Raw genomic sequence first — 17,071 nt, forward strand, 5'->3', positions numbered from 1 at the left:
GGGAATTGGGGATTGGGGATTGGGGATTGGGGATTGGGGATTGGGGATTGGGGATTGGGGATTGGGGATTGGGGATTGGGGATTGGGGATTGGGGATTGGGGATTGGGGATTGGGGATTGGGGATTGGGGACAAGGGGAAAGACTTGTTGCAAGTTCTCACAAATCCCCTCATCCCCTCATCCCCTCATCCCCTCATCCCCTAATCCCTAATCCCCTCATCCCCTCATCCCCTAATCCCTAATCCCCTAATCCCCTCATCCCCTAATCCCTAATCCCCAATCCCCAATCCCTAGTCCCCAGTCCCCAATCCCCAATCTGACTTTTCCCGTTATCTCATTAATTGAGCGATCACTAACTAAACCCCTAGCCCAAAGCCGCATTATCTCGTTATTTCTTGTCATTAATATTAAGCTATTGAGAATAAAATGTAGCCTGAAACCCTTGCTATCTCGTTGTTTCACGACTTAACGGGAAAAGTCAGAATCCCCAATCCCTCAAGACTGCACAAATTTTGCACAAACTATACGCCAAGGTAAATATTAATTCTATTCTCAAAGAGAAGCGTATGTTGAACTCTATGCAAACGTCGTTAAGAACCCGTCAGCATCCATTAATCCACAGATTAGCGGATTCCATCGAAGAAATTTGGCAACAGTACCTCGATATCTCCCCTTACTCTGTACCAGAAGGTTTAGGCTACGTCGAGGGACATTTGGAAGGTGAACGGCTGATCATTGAAAATCATTGCTATCAAGCTCCGCAATTTCGCAAACTGCATTTAGAATTGGCTCAGGTTGGCAATGGATTAGATATTCTGCACTGTGTAATGTTCCCTAATGCCGAATATGCCTTGCCGATTTTTGGCACAGATTTGGTTGGCGGACGAGGAGGAATTAGTGCGGCGATCGCTGATTTATCTCCGGTTAGTAGCGATCGTACCTTACCACCAAGCTATTCTCAACAATTGTCTGTTTTGTCTGGGCTTGAGTTTTCCCAACCACGGGCTTTACCAGAATGGGGCGATATCTTTTCGGAATTTTGTCTATTTGTCCGTCCGGGGGACTCTCAAGAAGAAGATAGGTTTCTCAATCGAGTTCGGGAGTTTTTAACCATTCATTGTCAGATTGCTAGTCAACAGACACCTCTGACATCAAATCTTGACATTTCCAAGGTTCTAGCAGGACAACGAAATTACTGTACCAAGCAGCAACAAAATGATAAAACTCGGCGAGTTCTAGAGAAATCCTTTGGTCAAGAGTGGGCTGAACGCTACATGACCACTATGCTTTTTGACTATGTAGCTTGAAAATTCCACCGATACCTTTTTGCGAATAAACATTTACAAATACATCAGTTGGCATACTAGTAAACTCAGCGAGTCCCTCGCGAAACTCGCTGGTCTTCAAAACCGTGCTTAATAGTTTCCCATTACACGGCTTCTCAATGAATCGGCACATTGTCATCTGTACTTCACTAACCCTGTTTTGTCAGAGTGGGAAAACCCAATAGCTGAAACCCTTTTGGCGCTTTAATTTCTGCTTTTTAACTAGAAATTTTAGTTACTGTTAGAAAATAAAGCCTTAAAGCTTGATTAATTCCAAGTCTCAGAATTTAGGTTCGATTATTGTTTTCCGAGAGTGACAAAACAGGGTTACTGACCCATCCTCAATTGTCTTTTCATCGGGACTGCCTTCTTTATATTCGTCTTTGCCTCCCAAACTTTTGGGGATTTTGTGGTGAAGTAAAATGAGTAGCGGTCGTCGTAGTTTGAGGACTATGTTTGTAAAGGTTTGTAAAGGTTTGTAAAGGTTTGTAAAAATTTTAAGTTTTTACCAAACATTTGAGTTTGAGAATGAAATTTTAGTAAGTTAATTGCTAAATAATAAAAAGCTTGTAACCTGATTGATGCTTGACTAGTCTGTAATACTGGTAACTTGTATGAATATTAATCAGCCGCTTCAGTACATTCTCAAACTATGCCTTTTGGCAACAACTGTTAATGCTTTAGCTGTCAATGTTGTTGCTGCTGAAGTACAAATTTTTGGCCAAGATGGTAGACATGGGGTAGATGGTCGGTCTGGACGAGATGGAAACTCTGCCACCGAGCGAATAATTCGCGCTAGCGAACAACTACAAACGATTGACATCTTCGGTACAGATGGCGAAGCGGGAGAATCTGCTACCTCTGGTGAACAAGCTTCTGGATGCCAACAGCCGCAGGATGTGACAGTGAATGTATGCGGTGCTAAAGGCGGCAATGGCGGTAATGGTGGTAATGGTGGTCGCGGTGGTTATGGCGGTAATGCTACTGTTTACTTTGAGTCATTATCTCAACTCAAGAATGTGGTGTTACATAATCGGGGTGGGAGGGCAGGTGTTGGAGGAAAGGGGGGACAAGCAGGTAGTGGATGTAACTGTACTCAACCGCGCTGGACTGTAAACTATTGCACTTGGGCATTGATGGCGCAGCAAATCAATGTAGATAACGCCCAGTGGAGAGAAGTTAACAGAGAATTATTTCGCTGTTCGGGTGATGCGTTCTATGACGAACAACAAGATCGACCCCAGCCAGCAATTTTAGATCCAAACTACCGTTATGGCTGGAAATATATTGGTCTATCACAACAGAGAGATTTTACTTGTGAGAATGGCCTTACTGGTCAACCGGGACGCAACGGTATAGATGGGGAACCTGGTAGTTACGGTCAAGTATTGTTAGTTAAGGGTACAGAAATTCCTCAAGAACAAATTAGTTATAGCGATCGCGTTAGTCTGTTAGTCGATCGAAGCATTAGGCTGATCAAGAAAAATTTGTCGAAAAAAATGGGGCTACAGAGTCTACTTGGTATTGGTTCGGATGTCCGAGATAGTTATCGTTTATTAGAAACCGTCCAAAATTCTTTTAAAGTGTCTTGGCAAACTATTAAACGCCCAGAAGATTTAGGAGATCCTCCGCTCAAAACTGAAATTACTGAATCGGGGAAATTGCAATTTTATATTCCAGGCACATTGGATTATATTCTCAATAATTCGCCAAACCAAACCGAAATTACGATTACTGGAGGTATTCACCCTAAACGTTTAGGACGTTTTAAATTTAAAGGATTTGATCGCTTCCCCGATCCCCGCAATTTTACTCTTTTAGATGAAGGTAAGCTTCTGGGCGAGTTAAAAACGGTTAAATTGACAATTATTTTGTCCCAGAACAACTCCAAAGTCAGCGAGATGTCTTACCCACTTGTTCCACATCAACCCTATCCTCACTGGGCCGATGCTTATCAGATCAATTTGGGCGATCGCTTTGATTCTTGGCTTAAACCAGAGCAACCTGTTGAGTATGAAATTCGCATCGAACAAACTGCCCATTCCGGAGTCACCTATACATCTGGAATGAAAATTGGTTTCGTTGTAGATAAAGTTACTCATTCTCCCGATATTCAATACTACTCAGGAACGACACTAACAAATCTCTTAAAGCTTATAAATAAGTAGGCAGGAAAAGTTTCGGAAATAAAAGGGGTAGAATGATTATTCCGCGTGACATACTCCCTGCGCCGCCCTCCGGGACGGCGAGGGCTTCTAGGTGACTCCCCCCAACGGGTTGGACATTTCCCTAGCTTTTGAAAGGACAGGATGCCCCACCGCCCTATGTTTTATATTTCGCGCTGCGTTGTGGTCACGGTCGTAACTAGCACCGCACTGGCAACTGTGCCATCGGTCAGCCAGTGTTTTTGGGACTGTCGCGCCACAATCAGAGCATTCTTGACTTGTGCCGTTGGGATTTACCGCTACTATCAAACACCCAGCACTTGCAGCCTTGATGTTCAGAATTTGTAGAAATTGACCCCATCCAGCATCATTTACAGATTTCGCTAGCATTGATTTTGCTAGTCCCTTGATATTTAAGTTTTCATGTGCAATAACCTGGGATTGCTTAAGTAAACATAAGGCAGTTTTATAATGAAAATCTTTACGTTGATTAGCAACTTTTAAATGAGATTTTGCAACACGCTTAATAGATTTTTGACGACGTTTTGACCCTTTCTTTCTACGGGATAATTGACGCTGCAACCGCTTTAATTTCTTTTCAGATTTGCGATAATGTCGAGGGATTTCTACTTCCTGTTTGTCACTCGTCACCAAAAATGATTTCAGTCCCATGTCAATACCGAGTGTGTTATCCAGTGCGGGGATGACATCAACTTTAGTACTAGGCACGGTTACATCTTCTAAGCTAAGACTGATATACCAATTGTCAGCTTTACAGGTAATTGTGGCGGTTTTGATTTTGAAACCGTCAGGAATAGGGCGATGCAAAATCATTTTGACCTTGCCAATTTTGGGTAACTGAATAAATTTACCCGTTAAGTGTTCTGGTTTGATGGGGTCAGGAAATGCCAATGAATGATAGCGCCCTTTGCCTTTGAACCGGGGACGACCAGACTTAAAACCCTTACCATCTCCCTTCAGCCAACGGTCAAACGTTTTCTCTACCCTTGCTATTACATCTTGTAGGGTGTGCGAGGGGATTTCTTTATAGTCAGAGAACAAGGCTTTGGTGTTGGTTAAATCGCGTTTCTGACTGTAATAACTGGGTTTGTCTTTTAGTGGTGCAATACCACAAGAAATGATAGAGCATCGGTCAACGTTACAGCGATTTTGCTCCCACCAGTTAAACCGTTCTGCCAACCTGTAGTTATATTGACGACGGCACAATTCAAGCCAGTTTTCAAAAGTGGCTATTTGTTGTTTGGTTGGTCTTAGACGGTACTGGTAGGCTAGGCGCATTCTGATCTAATCTTTTTCTGGTTCAAATAAATCAGCTAAATCTTCAACTGTGGATCTCGTGATTTTGCAAAGCTTGATAGTTTGTCTTAGGGTAAGTTTCGGAGCATGAACTCCACGCTCCCAGTTGGAAACAGTTTGATCGGTAACACCTACTGCTTCAGCTATTTGTCTTTGAGTGAGTCCTAGTGACTCTCTTAGTGTCATAAAGTTTTCACCTGAAGTCATCTATACAAAATACTACTACAAGTTATTACTACAAGCTAACTTGACAACTACAAGCTAACTTGATTCAATACACACCCCACTCACCCCGTCAACCTAGCGGTTGACATCGGTTCGGGGGTGTGTTCGTCACCGCCCCGACATTCTTCCCATCGCCGCCCTTCGGGACGGCGTGGGGCTGCTGTCGGAAATAGCTCAAACCGCAAAGTCTATAGAAAAATCAATACAGCCGATGGGGAATTGATGCCCAAAGTGTCCACCGAAGACGTTGGCAAAGCGATCGCACCAACAATTAGCGAAATTGCTTTAATTGCTCAATCAGATGATCGAAGTAGGGAGCAACGATTGCTTGCTGATCGGGCTCCACTCGCTTTAAACTGGCAGTTTTAATACCTTCTAACCCTACAACCATTGCATCTAAAGGTACTTGCAATTCTTGATACAACAGTTGCATGTAGTGCAATCCTTCGACACTAGTATAGTCGGTGTGCTGTCCGGCAATGCCGTAAGTAATACAGCGCAGGAAGTGCCAGAAATCACGCCAACAGGCATCAGCCCTTATTGCTGGGTAGAGTCCACCACCGGGTTGGGTAATGTTGGGAAATGTAGCTAATACATGGGTTCTGGCTTCATCTACGATTTCACGGACGCGATCGCGTAGCCCCTGACTTACGGCAATGAGTTTTGTATTTGCTGATACAAGCTGCTGAATCTGCTGCAAATCTTCATCAGTAAGATAGCGTCCTTGATCGTCAGCCGCCTGAAATAGCTGAATAGCCTCTGCTGGATGGGTATTTTGCCAAGTAGCAAAACTGACAATCCTTGCTTTTTGAATCAGTTCTCGAACTTTTTCGCTCAATTGTGGCTGAGTCATGGTCAAAACTATTAATAGACTGGTTGAAAAGTAGAACTCCTGCCCTTTTTCAAATTTTCAGCAGGGCTAGTAGTACGCCAAGGCAACTTGGCGGGGTAAAGGGAAAAGGGTTTTATCCCTTACCCTTTTCCCTTTAACCTTTACCCAACCTCCACCTAACATTTTTGGGTTGGCAGACTACTAGTGGTTCATCGCATTAATTTTGCTGGGTTTGTAGTGAGCGATTTATCGCTCAAATCAAGGACTAAAGTCCTTACTACGAACTTTTATAACCCTTCAGAATTAATGAGACACACCACTAGTTAGTAACACTGTAGCGGTAAATTGTTAGGAAACTCAAAAGGGAAACTATGAATTTACACCTGACCAGAGTAACGAACCAAATATGACCAGTACACTGTATTTTAAGCAGCACTTCGCTGCTTACCTAAAAGGAGAACGCTTTCCCATTCCTGAAGGGCTTAAAACTGTAACTTAATTTCAGATTGTCAATTCTATGGATCTCAGTCAAATCGAAACCGATCTGCAAAACTCGGATTTTCAATACCGCCTGAAGGCGATCTCTGCCCTGCAAGATTATCCGGCGGATGTCGCTTTTCCTTTGCTCAACCGCCATATCCAAGACCCAGAGTTTCTGGTGCGAACCTTTGTTGCTAGGGAGTTAGGTAAGCAAAAAACCTCAGAATCTTTTGCTGTCCTGTTGCAAATTATGAAATTTGATAACACCCCCAATGTCCGCGCAGAAGCCTCTAATTCCCTGTCCTTGTTTGGCAGAATTTCAGCCTCTCATCTGGTGCAGACATTTTTACGAGACGATCACTGGTTGGTACGTCGGAGTATTTTGGCAGCCTTGGTAGAAATGGATTGCCCTGAAGAAGTTGTAGAGGTTTGTATTCTGGGGCTAGAAGGTGACGATGCCGCAGTCCAGGAAGCATCTATAGATGCGCTGGGGTCATTGGCGGCTTCCCGTCAGTCTGAGGTAGCTTTGTCCCAACTCCTAAACCTGAAAAATTCTGAGTTTGAATATATCCGGGTACGAGTTGCTTATGCTCTCAAGCACTTTAATACTCCTGAAGCCAAGGAAGCCCTGGCGCAACTCAGACAGGATGCCGATCATCGGGTGGTGGGGGCGGCAATGGAAAATTTAATCTCTTGAGGAGCAGGGGGAACCGGACAAGGAGACAAGGGGACAGAGGAGAATATTTACTGTTGATTTTTATCCAAAAAATAATTTGGATGCAGAGCAACTAAATTCATTTATGGGGTTCTTAATTTTGACTTTTGACTTTTGACTTCCACGTTCGCGTGGCGTCTCCAAGAGTTGAGGCTGACTCTACCACTAGGTGGAGAAGAAAACTATTTCTTTGAGTTATGCCTAACTCAGTGATGAACACCTATAATTTATCCATGCTCATACAGCAATTCAACACAAAAGTCTAGAAATTTTGTAGCAATCTTGACATAAATTAATATTTAGACTGGCAGAATTGGGAAAGAGCAAACTGTGACTGAGTATTATTGTTTGCACCATAGGAGAAACAAATGGCTGAAATTCCCACTGGCGGTCAAATGCTCTGGAAATTGGAAGGGGACGATCGCGTTTTGCACCTGCGGCATAATTCTTCAGAGCCGTGGCGGCCGTATGAAGAATTTCCGCAGTATGTTCTACCCGACCCACTAGGATTTTCTAAAGGAATTGCTACCTTTCTGGCGTTGCTGAAAAAAGATTGGACAGCTACTAAATCTTAAGAAGGGAATAGGGAATAGGGAATGGGGAATGGGGAATGGGGAATGGGGAACAGGAAATAACTTTGAGTTGTTTCTCCTCCTTGTCCTCTTTGCCCCCATTATCAAACTTTCATAACAATAAACTCAAACTGTGTGAATAAAAGTCAACAACGCTAAAACTCTTTTTCCCCCTGCCCCCTACCTTATCCCAACGACCTACTTAGTTTCTAGACTAGCGCGTGTGGTGCGACGAGTTAAAGCATGAGGTGTATCTAGCTCTTGTGCAGGTTGGCTAAGGAGGCGCGATCGCATTTCGTTACTTAGCCCTTGAACATGGCTAAAATCTGCTCCTGCAATGCTTTCCAGATGCTCGAAATCAACGCCAGTCAAATCTGCTGCTCGTAAATCAGCTCCTGCAAGATTGGCTCCATTTAATCGAGCATTGCGTAAAGATACTCCTGGCAACCAGGCTTTCCGCAAGTCAGCCTGACTTAGCCGCGCTCCCTGAAGATTAGCATGAGTTAAATCAGCCCCCCCTAAATATGCTCCCAACATACTTGCACCTTGCAAATCAGCATGACGCAAGTTGGCTGTATTCAGCTGGGCACCATTCAAATAGGCATTTGGCCCAATTGCCCCAGAGGATTTGTAATTAAAGCCTTCAGGAAACAGAGTTTGGCTATCATATATTGCCCCTAGCAGCTTGGTATCAGTCAAAATAGCTCCCCGTAAATCTGCGCCACTCAGATCGACTCGGTACAAACAAGCTGCCTGTAAATTGGCATCCCTTAAAATCGCTTGGCTAAGATCGGCTGCGCGTAAATCAGCGCCACTGAGATCGGCAGCACTGAGATCGGCTTTACTGAGATTCGCTCGAATCAAAGTAGCTTGATGCAAATTAGCTCTTTGCAGTTCTAAACCACTGAGGTTGAATTGATATAAATCTTCTTGAGTTAGAGCAAATCCTGCCTTGAGGACAGCCAAAACCTCTTGGGGTGTCTTCTGATCCCTGCTGATCATGGGTTGAAATCGTGAGATTATTTAGGGGTATTGTACCGCGACATATCTACAATCATTATGGGGATCAGCTATGCCTTTTGTACCACCAATGACCATGATGGAGTTTTTCCGTAAGAGTGAAGGAGTCTGGTTTACCCAGCGCACAGTGCATCACTTTGATATGGTACCGGATCAATCAGGAGAATCAAAGCTTTATGTAGGCGCGATCGCACTTGATGACCCACGAGTAAAAGCAATCTGCCAGCCGCAAGGTATCGATCCAGCTAGTGCTAAGGGAGGTGCTAGCTTTATGTGGCAAGAACATGACGACGACCAAGAACCCAATCTTGATCGTGTCGCTGTCTTAATTGATGTACCAGATGATGAAACAGGGCGATCAGGAAAATTGCTCCGCAACCAAGGCTATGTGGAAAAAATTCCGGTAGTTAGCCGTTACTGGTTTGGACAAGATGGTATTTTAACCATCGATACTGAGTATGAAACCAACCAAGGTCAGGAACGGTGCTGGTTCATGACCGATGATTTTCGGGTACGCGTCAGCACAGTGCGGATGATGAATGGAGTGTATTTGATGACCTATTGTTCTGAACGACGCTATTTAACTGAGGCGAATTTAGCACAAATGGTGCAACACAATTTATCTAGAGCATCCGTTTGATTATCTGGTCGCTCATAATTTTGAAGGACTTGCTATCGTTTATAGGCCATATTTCTGGCGATCGCCATCAATAGGCATTGCACCATCGCCTAATCCTAACGTTAAGGATCGTTGCTTTGTTTAACATATTCGAGACGGCGAATCTGGGAATACCCTATTCTCTGGGGTTAAGGCAAATTAGGCTATAAATTTTATGTATAAGTGCTTCCTTGAGCATCTGGAACAATGGCTTTTGCAACGGTTTACATTAGAAAGTCGCCCAATTCCCCCAGGACTAGAGTATCAGGTGAGCGATCGCGGCAGAAATCCCGCCACAATTCAGAGTTGGTGCTATCAATGTCCACAGTTACGGAAAATCCGCTATACATACATTGATGCAGGCGCAAGTGCCCAGATTTTTAATAGTGTGATTTATCCCAGTCATAACTACGAGTTGCCCTTACTTGGCATTGATTTTCTCTCTTTCGGTCAGGTAAAAAACCTGATTGTGATGGATTTCCAGCCTTTATTTCAAGATGAAGCTTACTTAAGGAAGTACATACATCCATTGCAGACATTGCATGATAAGTATCCAGACTTGGCACAAGGCTTGGAAATGAAATTTTATGATGCTAATCAGTACTTCTCAAAATATCTCTTATTTGCCAAAACCGATGCAGAAACAGTAAAAACGAGGGTCTTTGAGGCATTCAAAGACTATCTAAATTTGTACTGGCAGATGCTAGTCCAAGCTAAACCTCTGAACGACCAGTCAGACATTCAACGGATTGTCAAAGCCCAAAAAGACTACGATCAATATAGTGCCGATCGCGATCCTGCATCTGGTTTGTTCAGTAGCTACTTTGGACATCAATGGTCAGAGCGATTTTTGCATGAATTTTTGTTTGAGGATGCTGTGCCATTAGTAGTTAATGCAGCCAAATAGTGCTTTAAATCTACATCACCACAAAAAAATGGTGATAGTTAATTTTGAATTTTTAATTTTGAATTGGGAGCGAAGCGACATTGACTCTCTATCAGCCATTTTTAGATTATGCGATCGCGCTTTTGCAGGAACGCTTGAATTTGCAGCCTTATGCAATTCCTCAAGGGTTTGAGTCGAAGCAAGCAACAGTAGGCAAAGGCAAACATCAACAAGAGGTCTTAACCACTAGCTATGCCTATCAAACTACCAAACTCCGGCAAATTCGAGCCGCCCATGTACAAGGAGGTAACTCACTTCAGGTATTAAATTTCGTTATTTTCCCCCATCTGAATTACGATTTGCCCTTCTTTGGCGCAGATTTAGTTACCTTGCCAGGAGGACACTTAATTGCCCTCGATATGCAACCCCTATTTCGGGATGATTTGGAGTATCAGGCAAAGTATACCCAGCCTATCCTGCCAACTTTTCACGCACATCAGCAGCATCTACCTTGGGGGGGCGACTTTCCTGAAGAAGCCCAGCCCTTTTTCTCACCCGCCTTTCTCTGGACGCGCCCCCAGGAAACTGAGGTAGTGGAAACCCATGTGTTTGCAGCGTTCATTGACTATCTACAAGCCTACCTGGATTTTGTTGACCAGGCACAACCGATAACCGACTCCAAATATTTAGCAGACATTGAACAGGCTCAACTGCGTTATCTGCGCTATCGAGCCGAAAAAGATCCAGCACGAGGAATGTTCACCCGTTTTTACGGTGCTGAGTGGACAGAAGAATATATCCACGGGTTTTTATTCGATTTGGAAAGAAAGCTAACATCAGCGATTAGATGAAGCAATACCAATTTTAGATTTTGGATTTTGGATTAAAAATCTTGCTTGATAAACTATTCTATAAGTTTGAAACAAGATTACCTATCCGAAGTTGGTATCAAAGGTAGTAGTTTGTCAAAAAATAATTGACGGATAGATTCCTTGTAGAGACGGCGATTTATCGCGTCTCCCCAACCGTCATCAAAATGAATTTGACAGACCAGTAGAACCAGGATAATCAAAAAGGTTTGTCCGTTGGTAACTGAATCTGAGAAAATCGAACATGGGCATTTTAAATCTACTTTTAGGAAACACAAAGGATATGGCTGATACTACAGAACTCACTTCAATCGCTCAAACCAGCCTTGAAGAACTAACAGAAGCGATCGCTGAATTAGAAGAATATCGGGAACGCCTGGTTAACGATACCTTGTCAATGGCGCAACGCGCCAAAATTATGAAGACACAAGCACTTGCTAGCCTGCAACCTCAGCTTGCCCAGCTAGATGCAACTCTTGAGTCACTACGACAGCAGCAATCTACTCTGACATCTGGTAACTAGTACCCCTTTGGGGAATTAAAAATTAAGAATTAAAAATTAAAAATTTAGGTATTTTTCTCAATTTTTAATTGGAGGGAAGCGACGGTCAAAAAGCTTTAATTTTAGGCTTTCTGGCTGTAATAAAACGGTAGGTTTATTTCTGCCGACCTGTACTAGATCATTTAACAATAACGGTGATAGGGAATTTGTCATGAGTCAATCGCTCAACTCCAAAGCTCCAGCAGTGGATGATCTCATCCTGCGAGTGCAAGCTGAAAATGATGATCTGGTTCAGAGGGTAAATGAGCAGATTACACTAGAAACCTTCGATTCTACAGATCACAAAGTTCTTAAACAACTCGTGGAGGGTTTAGGAGATCCACGGGGAATGGTGCGACTGCGGTTTGCCGAAACCTTGGGTGAAATTGGTGAAGCAGCAACGCCATTTCTCGTAGAGGCACTGGCAAATCATTCCAATGTAGTTGTGCGGCGAGCTGCTGCCAAGACACTTACTATCATATCTGACCCGTCTGCTGTGCCAGACTTGCTTCATGCTTTTCTCAATGATGAAGATAGGGTAGTCAGAAGTTCAGCCGCCGGGGCGTTGGCCAGAACCGGAGAAGCATCTGTACCAGCGTTGCTGGAAATTTTAGCATCAGACGAGCATCCACAAGATATTAAAGGTCTTGCGGCATGGGCGTTGGCGTTTATTGGATCGGAAGCAGCAGACCATCTATACAAAGCATTGAACGCCGCCTCTTTAGATGTCCGATGTGCTGTCATCGGCGCCCTTGGTCATGTGGCGCAAGAGCAGTCAGACGAAAAATCCTGCAACCTTCTAGTTTCTGCTCTGACTGATCCAGAAGCGCTTATCCGCACTGAAGCAGCCGCAGCCTTGGGACAAGTAAATTATCCTCCATCTGTGCCGCATTTAATTTTGGCAATTCAAGATACTGATTTAGACGTAAGGAAGGCAGCAATCAATTCTCTTGGTAAAATTGGCGATCGCAGTGCATTAGAATCATTACAGCCGCTACTTAATGATCAACAAGAGGTGGTGCGGGTTCTGGCTAAACTAGCGATCGCGCAAATTGAACGCCAGTCCGAAGCAGATGATTGGTAATGTTCCCGTTCAGCTGCTTGCTGTCTCTACCGACATCTCATTTTCAATCGATAGCTTGAAAGCGAGTTACAAGCAGATGCAGAAATTCCCTCTACCAAGCTATTTTTCGTCCTGTGGGTATTATTTTTCTCCTCGCTGAAACTTCACCGTCATCTCTAAGCGAGATAATGCACTAGTGGCAGACTCACGTACATAGGAGTCAGTGGATTCATCTTGAATGAGTGATTGTAGCACTTCCACACCTCGGCGATCGCCAATTGAGCCAAGAGCATTCACGAGAGAGATTGCCAGTGCTGGGTTGTCTGTGGTTTGCAATGCTTCAATTAAAACATCCACCACGGGAGAACCAATTTCACCTAGAGCCATGACAGCTGCAATATTCACTACAGGATTGGGGTCATTAAGAGCAGTCGTTAAAGCCTGCACACCTTCAGCTGCAAAGGGAACATCTGGATGATTAATGGCGACTTGTGCCAGTGCTTTGGCGGCACTTCCCCGGACGGTGACATTATCACTATTGAGCAAGGCTTCAACTAAAGGAGTCACTGCATCAGGGCCGATCGCACCTAGAGCTTTGACGGCAGCTCGTCGATAGGTGGTATCCTCTTCATCAAGAATACTCATCAACCGGGGAATAGTTGTCTCATCAGGATTATCAGCCAATTCCCACATTGCTTGGTCACGTAGATGGGGGTTGGGGTGTTTTAGTTGTTGGAATAGTTCTTCTGTGGACATAACAAGATTTTAATAAATTATCAAAAATGTGCAGTGGTTCTTAAACACGAATCGGCCAAATCCCCATTTGAACAAAATGTAGGGGTTTAAATCCCCATTACAACACGTAATTGCGAATTGCGAATTGTATAACTTTCCCCCTTACTCCCTGCTCCCTGCTCCCTTGCCTCTTCTTCAACCCTCTAGATTTATCATTGGTGTGATTAATTTTTAATTTTTAATTTTTAATTTTTAATTTTTAATTCCCCGCAGGGGCTGACTTGGCTTTTTCACGAACCAGCCAATCATCATCATTGATGACTTGTTCATAACCACTGGTATCACCAAGTTTTTCTAGCGCCATCAATGCCGCATACTTCAGATCCCAAATTTTGGTTTCTAGACAGGGTTTCAGTTCGGGAATTGCCCGTGGATCGCCGAGTTCACCAAGAGCGATCGCTGCTGCTGCCCGTGATTTTTGAAACTGTGGTTGTTTATTATGCAAACCTTCAACTAGTAAATCATAAGCTGGGGCATGTTTCAACCAACCGAACAGCTTTATCACATGGAAGTGAGCACCATAATCATTATTTGCTTCTTCGGCGTAAGTGGCAAACAAAGCCTCAGGAGCAGCATCAGCGTGATGGTCAAGAATGGTTTTAGCTGCCAAATAACAGCGCCCAAAGTCTGTTTCATACAACCCCCGAATCAGAACTGGTAAGGTAGGCGGGCTTGGGTAACTATGCACCAAACTCAGATCATTTGGATGGTCGTATAACGTCTGCTCTAAATAAGGTTGAATCGTGGCAAAAGTAATTGCTCTGGCAGTGATTCCGGCTTCTGCCAAAGTCCGAATTCCTCGCAGCCGAAACACCAAAGATACTGGACATCGGGCAATATAAGGTATTGCATCATAGTAACGGGCATCCATTAAATCTTGGATAGACAACCGCCGTCCTAACACATTTGGGTGTTGTAACATTGCCACTACTTTTCCCATCTGGGAATAGTCGCCAGTTAAACGGCAAACTGCGGCCATTGCCGCACTAGCTGTCGGTGGATCGGTATCATCTACAAATTTGCGAATTCGTTCTAGGGCAGGTTGATAATTAAACTTTGTTAATGTATGAATAATTACTCGATAGGTTTGCCCTGGCTTATCCAGCAATTGAGCAATATCTTCTAATATGTTGGGGTCTTGAGTACCAATTTCACCGATCGCCCAAACAGCATTTTCCACAGTGTAACAGTCTTCATCAAAAAGACAGGTGCGGATCACTGGTAAGGCTGACTCAGCTTGCAGTCGCCCCAAAGTCTCTACCGATTTACGGCGGACGATGCGATTATCCAGCAAGGGGTCAGTTTGCTGCACCGCCCGCATCAGCGCTTTAATTGATCGCTCTGTGGGAAAATTAATTAAATGAGAAGCGGCAATATAACGTGAATCATCCTCACTCAATTGGTCTTGAGGCGTATCCAAAAGAGCGATCGCCTGGTCTTCTGTGAGATTAAAAAAATTAAAAAAGCGTTTATCCATATATTATAGATATATAGGACTCATATTTGATTTTTGAACAAAACTCAGTACACCTTTATTCCTTCTTCCCAGTCCCCAGTCCCCAGTTCCCAATCCCTTACCTTTAGGACTGATTCAGAAATCAAATCGGATTGCTATATCAACTTGCCGAATCTTATTAAGACAAAATAAACCTGAAGATTCTTTGCCATTACTCAACCTTAATAGGCAAAGCAAAGAGCCAAGAACCTCCAGGCTTGTAGAGTCACAATGTACTCTTATCACCAAATGACAAGTTTGGCAACTAACTAGGAGAGAGAGTTAATAGCGTAGTCTAGTAAAGCATTGTACTCAGTCAATGCTTGAGCAGACATATCACGAGGCGCACAACCACGGTTACGAGCAAAGCTTAAAGCTTCAACGTAAGGAGCAGTGGGCAAGCCCAAAGCGCGATAAACTTCACGTTGTCCAGCAATACCCCACTCATCCAATGGGCCAGTACCACCAACTACCAAGCTGTATTGAATAAGGCGGAGGTAGTGCTTGATGTCACGAGCACACTTCGACTTGAATGTATCGGTGGAATTAGCTTCACCAGCGTTGTTCAAGTAAGAATATTTTTTGATAGCAGCGTTGTAAGCTTCGGTTGCGACTGCATCAAGGTTGTTAGCTAGCTTTTCAGCAGCTTCCAAACGAGCAGCAGCACGTTGGATAGAACCTTGTACTGATTCTAAATCAGAGGTGCTGGGGAAACGACCTGCGGCATCTGCTGATGCGATAACGGTGGTAACAACTGATTTCATTTCTTAAATCTCCCAAAAGACTTTTTATTTAAACTGTGTTGGATGTCAATCTGTTGAGTGAATTGCGATTCGCAAATTCCTTAGCTCAGAGCAGAAATTACGCGATCAAAGTAGCTGGAAGATTCAGCAACCAAGCTAGCGCAGCGATCTTCTACGACAGGAGAACCCATCTTACGCAATTTGGCACCAGCACGAGCCTCACTGGGGGTGTCTTGAATGTGAGCAGCTGCACACGCCTTCATGATTTGAACGGCACGTACTGTAGAGGTGGTGGGTACACCAAGAGCTGCATAAGTTTCTTTCAAACCATTCAAACAACGATCATCTAGAACTGAAGCGTCACCAGCTAATAAAGCGTAGGTTACATAGCGTAAGATGATTTCTGCATCACGCAGACAAGCAGCCATGCGACGGTTAGGATAGCAGTTACCACCAGCTTGGATCAAACCTTGGTTTTCGCAGATCATTCCAGCAACAGAGTCAGAGACGATGCAGCTAGCGTTGCTAGCGATCGCATTTACAGCATCCAAACGTCTGTTACCATTAGCAACGAAGGCTCTGAGGGCAGCAATATCAGATACGCTAGAAGTGCTGGCATCTGCTGAAACTACAGCTCTAGAAAAAGCGTCAAGCATTTCGCTCTCCTTAAAAATTGGTTTTCTCTGAAACTTGATTGCCTGTTCCCTGAACAAGACAATATAGAACATAAAAGATGACACCTATCTTAGTCTCAGTTATGAGAAACTAAGTAATAATCCTTAACAAACAATCCCCAGTCAGCATTGGTCTGACTGGGGAAGTAGGGGTACGCTTTCAGGATTAAGGGCGAAGGGGTAACGGGGATTGGGATTAAGGGGATGAAGAAGATGAGGAAGCAGAAGAGAAATAACATTGACAAATGCCTCATGCCCATTTTTCTGCTTGGTTCTAAAAAATAGTGCGATCGTGCTGAGTAAATCCGACCAGCTTTTGCTAATGAACGTTGTGGAGATGAACCTCCTTAGCCAAGAACGACATTAACGCCAGTTTTGTTGAGATTGAATATATGCCAGAGGATAGAGTCGGCTTGCAGTTTTATCTAGAGAAGGCTTGCCACATCCTTTTGTTTCTACTTGGACTCTAGAAAATTAACAAACATCCCCAATTACCTAAGTCTGCTTGAGAAGATGCTTAATCATATTGTCTTTGACCATTAACTGCCGCAGTACCTCTAAAAGCAATTTGTTAGATTCTTCCTGGTTTAACCCCTTAATTTGCTCTTCGTAAAGTTTGAGGTTGAATTTTTGCTCTAAGTTAAGCTCCATAGGGATATCCATAGTTTTTAATCTCCAGTGTTTTGCAACATTAGC

The 17,071-nt window shown here is 43.7% G+C and carries 20 protein-coding genes; 10 read left to right on the forward strand and 10 right to left on the reverse strand.

The window, feature by feature from the left end; translation table 11 throughout:
• Positions 1–12 precede the first annotated feature (12 nt).
• The 3 genes from CDC33_RS12910 (at position 13) to CDC33_RS12925 (ending at position 3,493) form a co-directional block, all read left to right on the forward strand.
• Positions 13–204: a hypothetical protein gene (locus tag CDC33_RS12910; protein ID WP_146195808.1), complete on the forward strand. Its 192-nt coding sequence runs from the start codon at positions 13–15 to the stop codon at positions 202–204.
• Between the two features lie 362 nt (positions 205–566).
• Positions 567–1,307, forward strand: a complete 741-nt coding sequence (locus CDC33_RS12920) for a phycocyanobilin:ferredoxin oxidoreductase (RefSeq protein ID WP_181373994.1) — start codon at positions 567–569, stop codon at positions 1,305–1,307.
• 632 nt (positions 1,308–1,939) lie between these two features.
• Positions 1,940–3,493 (forward strand): hypothetical protein, encoded by a 1,554-nt coding sequence (locus CDC33_RS12925; protein ID WP_109008809.1) that lies wholly within the window; start codon positions 1,940–1,942, stop codon positions 3,491–3,493.
• 87 nt (positions 3,494–3,580) lie between these two features.
• Here the strand turns inward: CDC33_RS12925 and CDC33_RS12930 are convergent, their stop codons facing one another.
• The 4 genes from CDC33_RS12930 to CDC33_RS12940 form a co-directional block, all read right to left on the reverse strand.
• On the reverse strand, positions 3,581–4,789 hold the full coding sequence (locus CDC33_RS12930) for an RNA-guided endonuclease InsQ/TnpB family protein (protein WP_109008810.1): 1,209 nt from the start codon (positions 4,787–4,789) through the stop codon (positions 3,581–3,583).
• 6 nt (positions 4,790–4,795) lie between these two features.
• A complete protein-coding gene (locus CDC33_RS12935; protein WP_244919171.1) occupies positions 4,796–4,993 on the reverse strand; it encodes a helix-turn-helix transcriptional regulator in 198 nt (65 codons plus the stop codon).
• 101 nt (positions 4,994–5,094) lie between these two features.
• Entirely contained in the window at positions 5,095–5,217 is a 123-nt protein-coding gene (locus tag CDC33_RS41230; RefSeq protein WP_280524411.1) for a hypothetical protein, read from the reverse strand.
• Positions 5,218–5,303: 86 nt separating this feature from the next.
• A complete protein-coding gene (locus CDC33_RS12940; protein WP_109008811.1) occupies positions 5,304–5,885 on the reverse strand; it encodes a bilin-binding protein in 582 nt (193 codons plus the stop codon).
• Positions 5,886–6,381: 496 nt separating this feature from the next.
• Here CDC33_RS12940 and CDC33_RS12945 point away from each other — a divergent pair, with 496 nt between their 5' ends.
• Together CDC33_RS12945 and CDC33_RS12950 are read left to right on the forward strand one after the other, a co-directional pair.
• Complete coding sequence (locus CDC33_RS12945; protein ID WP_109008812.1) at positions 6,382–7,041, forward strand: HEAT repeat domain-containing protein; 660 nt, start codon at positions 6,382–6,384, stop codon at positions 7,039–7,041.
• Between the two features lie 386 nt (positions 7,042–7,427).
• A complete protein-coding gene (locus tag CDC33_RS12950) occupies positions 7,428–7,634 on the forward strand; it encodes a hypothetical protein (protein ID WP_109008813.1) in 207 nt (68 codons plus the stop codon).
• Positions 7,635–7,829: 195 nt separating this feature from the next.
• Here the strand turns inward: CDC33_RS12950 and CDC33_RS12955 are convergent, their stop codons facing one another.
• Positions 7,830–8,633, reverse strand: coding sequence for a pentapeptide repeat-containing protein (locus tag CDC33_RS12955; protein ID WP_109008814.1), 804 nt, complete (start codon positions 8,631–8,633; stop codon positions 7,830–7,832).
• A 70-nt stretch (positions 8,634–8,703) separates the two neighbouring features.
• Between CDC33_RS12955 and CDC33_RS12960 the strand changes: the two genes are divergently transcribed.
• The 5 genes from CDC33_RS12960 to CDC33_RS12980 all read left to right on the forward strand — a co-directional run bounded on the left by CDC33_RS12960 (position 8,704) and on the right by CDC33_RS12980 (position 12,689).
• Positions 8,704–9,291 carry a phycobiliprotein lyase gene (locus CDC33_RS12960; RefSeq protein ID WP_109008815.1) on the forward strand — a complete coding sequence of 196 codons (588 nt, stop codon included), beginning with the start codon at positions 8,704–8,706 and terminating at the stop codon, positions 9,289–9,291.
• 193 nt (positions 9,292–9,484) lie between these two features.
• The gene (locus CDC33_RS12965) at positions 9,485–10,216 is read left to right on the forward strand and encodes a 15,16-dihydrobiliverdin:ferredoxin oxidoreductase (protein WP_109008816.1); all 732 of its coding nucleotides are present in this window, start codon (positions 9,485–9,487) and stop codon (positions 10,214–10,216) included.
• A gap of 80 nt (positions 10,217–10,296) precedes the next feature.
• Positions 10,297–11,046 (forward strand): phycoerythrobilin:ferredoxin oxidoreductase, encoded by a 750-nt coding sequence (locus CDC33_RS12970; RefSeq protein WP_109008817.1) that lies wholly within the window; start codon positions 10,297–10,299, stop codon positions 11,044–11,046.
• A gap of 301 nt (positions 11,047–11,347) precedes the next feature.
• A complete protein-coding gene (locus tag CDC33_RS12975; RefSeq protein WP_109012559.1) occupies positions 11,348–11,587 on the forward strand; it encodes a DUF8630 family protein in 240 nt (79 codons plus the stop codon).
• Positions 11,588–11,777: 190 nt separating this feature from the next.
• Positions 11,778–12,689: a HEAT repeat domain-containing protein gene (locus tag CDC33_RS12980; RefSeq protein WP_109008818.1), complete on the forward strand. Its 912-nt coding sequence runs from the start codon at positions 11,778–11,780 to the stop codon at positions 12,687–12,689.
• Positions 12,690–12,809: 120 nt separating this feature from the next.
• Here the strand turns inward: CDC33_RS12980 and CDC33_RS12985 are convergent, their stop codons facing one another.
• The 5 genes from CDC33_RS12985 to CDC33_RS13005 all read right to left on the reverse strand — a co-directional run bounded on the left by CDC33_RS12985 (position 12,810) and on the right by CDC33_RS13005 (position 17,038).
• Positions 12,810–13,424, reverse strand: a complete 615-nt coding sequence (locus CDC33_RS12985) for a HEAT repeat domain-containing protein (RefSeq protein WP_109008819.1) — start codon at positions 13,422–13,424, stop codon at positions 12,810–12,812.
• Positions 13,425–13,662: 238 nt separating this feature from the next.
• Positions 13,663–14,940 (reverse strand): C-phycoerythrin alpha-cysteine-82 phycoerythrobilin lyase CpeY, encoded by a 1,278-nt coding sequence (cpeY, locus tag CDC33_RS12990; protein WP_109008820.1) that lies wholly within the window; start codon positions 14,938–14,940, stop codon positions 13,663–13,665.
• Positions 14,941–15,227: 287 nt separating this feature from the next.
• On the reverse strand, positions 15,228–15,722 hold the full coding sequence (gene cpeA / locus CDC33_RS12995; RefSeq protein ID WP_109008821.1) for a C-phycoerythrin subunit alpha: 495 nt from the start codon (positions 15,720–15,722) through the stop codon (positions 15,228–15,230).
• Between the two features lie 80 nt (positions 15,723–15,802).
• Complete coding sequence (cpeB, locus tag CDC33_RS13000) at positions 15,803–16,357, reverse strand: phycoerythrin subunit beta (protein ID WP_109012560.1); 555 nt, start codon at positions 16,355–16,357, stop codon at positions 15,803–15,805.
• Positions 16,358–16,870: 513 nt separating this feature from the next.
• Positions 16,871–17,038 carry an NblA/ycf18 family protein gene (locus CDC33_RS13005; RefSeq protein ID WP_109008822.1) on the reverse strand — a complete coding sequence of 56 codons (168 nt, stop codon included), beginning with the start codon at positions 17,036–17,038 and terminating at the stop codon, positions 16,871–16,873.
• Between the last annotated feature and the right edge of the window lie 33 nt (positions 17,039–17,071).

Origin of the sequence: Nostoc commune NIES-4072 (genome assembly GCF_003113895.1) — a bacterium.
In the GTDB taxonomy this organism is placed as follows: Bacteria; Cyanobacteriota; Cyanobacteriia; order Cyanobacteriales; family Nostocaceae; genus Nostoc; species Nostoc commune.